The sequence below is a fragment of the Bartonella sp. MU37NMGALS genome (assembly GCF_042194015.1).
Classification (GTDB): Bacteria; Pseudomonadota; Alphaproteobacteria; order Rhizobiales; family Rhizobiaceae; genus Bartonella; species Bartonella grahamii.
On the sequence record NZ_JBHIML010000056.1, the window covers coordinates 1 to 2,077 of the forward strand.

Here is a 2,077-nt window from a genome sequence, read left to right on the forward strand (position 1 = left end):
GCGTTTTTTATTGATTAAAATGAATCATCCACAATGGAGTAATGAATGCATATATACAAAACGTATCATATTGCAAGTGCTCTATGAGAGATATGAAAACTTATTAAAAGAAACGTAAATGTGCGTATGATCTTTAATCACTCATTTGAATGAGAGAGCCTATAAATGCTTTTTGTCGCCATTAAATATATCAATCATAATGTCTTTATCTTAAAGAGATTTATTTAAAACAAAGCCCATGATCAAAATGCTTCTTTTAAAACGTTTCAATATACTAAGCTCAAAATCGAGCTGAGTGAATTCAAATAACGCATTCTATAAAATCAAAACGCTTGTTAGCTTTAACAAAACTCGTTTTTTACATTTACGAGTATTGGTTTTCAAAACAATCTCTCATAAGACAAATAAATAACCGCTTTTATCAAACGAAAGGCTTTAAAAACTGTTATTAAACATCAGTTTCAAACGTTTAAACGTTCATTTAGAAAGGCTTTCATAAGTTTCTTTTAAACAGAACTTCTTTGCAAATTAATCGCTCTATATTTGTGCTCTGTACTTTTAAATGGTAACTTTTAAAACGTTTTTAGTACCAAATCTAAAGTAGATAGTAATTCTACTGCCATGGCATTATTTGCCTCCATTTTTTTATGGAAGCGAATAGTTCCGTTCTTCAAAACTAGCCTGCAATCTATTCATTAAAAGGCTTTTGATTTCATAAGATATAAAAGACCTCTTTATCGTTTTCTAAACTTTTAGACAGCGTTTTAAAAGCGATCTTGTCCTTAATCCTTTTATGCAATCTTTAAAATGTTCGCTGTTATGATGATGCTGTTATGACAGCTCTCTATTTTACGCTTCTAATTTTGAGAACTGTAATTTTATGTTTTTATCATGTGATTAACAATCCAATCTTTAAAACAAGATGGGATCTTTAAACGTATGCGATTTGTGCTGTGATAAAAACGTATCATAAAATTTATGAACTGTTATGAATGATAACTGCTTTTCATTTCATATGAACGTTTACATGCGTTATAATATTTACATTATGATTTGCTTTTTATGGTCTATTCATACATGGCAATCTTATATAAAAAATGGTCAAATGAATCATGCATAAAAAGATGGATTCTTGAGTGGATTCATATAAAATAATTGCACACAAACTATTGACTTTATTGTATTTTTTAGTATTATATCTTGAATGACCGACACTAAGTGCGAAAGTGTTCTCTTATGACGATAAACATCTCGCTTTACTGGTATCGGTCCTCCGGTTTTAACCCGAATATAATGGCGTGTCATCAAAATACCTTTCTGTAAAAATTATTACTATTGATATTATATATTTTGTGTAGTATAGTGCACTGATGATAACCATTCATAAAACGATAGAATTTGATACTTGGCTTAAAAAACTCAAAGATAAAGGCGTTAAAGCTATTATTCTTCAACGTGTTATACGATTAAGACAAGGTCTTTTAGGTGATGTTAAATTCTTTAATGGCATTGGTGAATTACGTATCCACTATGGGGCTGGTTACCGAATTTATTTTACCCAAAAAGGCTCTGATTTTATTCTTTTGTTATGCGGTGGAGATAAGTCAACGCAGAAAAAAGATATTGAACAAGCGTTAAAGTTAAAAGAGGAGTATAGTGATGAAAGCTACACCATTTAAACCAGAAGAATATCTTGAAACCACTGAGGAACAACAAATATTTCTCAATGAAGCCTTCAAAACTGGTGATGCTGCTCATATAGCAGATGCCCTTGGTATTGTTGCACGTGCTCAAAATATGAGAGCCTTAGCAAAAGAAACCAATCGTGAACGCAGTGGTTTATATCGCTCCTTAAGTAAGACTGGTGATCCTAAACTTTCTACCTTAGTCGCTGTCTTATCTGCCCTTAATTTGCAACTAAGCGTACAATCTGCTCCATAAATCGTGAGGGGAATTAAGCCTTCCCCTATACCTCTCAACGATTAGTCACAAATTGCACCACCACAACACACTCTCCAGCCGCGGTTGTTTTATCCCGTGTTGCATAAAGCGTAAGCTCTTGATCTTCTGGAACAAA

Annotated in this window: 2 protein-coding genes; both read left to right on the top strand. The window is 32.4% G+C overall.

Translation table 11 applies throughout. The features are described from left to right. The first annotated feature begins 1,370 nt into the window (after positions 1-1,370). Positions 1,371-1,679 (top strand): type II toxin-antitoxin system RelE/ParE family toxin, encoded by a 309-nt coding sequence (locus ACFIJP_RS08800; RefSeq protein ID WP_375627016.1) that lies wholly within the window; start codon positions 1,371-1,373, stop codon positions 1,677-1,679. Continuing rightward, a complete protein-coding gene (locus tag ACFIJP_RS08805) occupies positions 1,660-1,941 on the top strand; it encodes an addiction module antidote protein (protein WP_375627018.1) in 282 nt (93 codons plus the stop codon). The genes ACFIJP_RS08800 and ACFIJP_RS08805 overlap by 20 nt, the downstream gene beginning before the upstream one ends. The last annotated feature ends 136 nt before the right edge of the window (positions 1,942-2,077 follow it).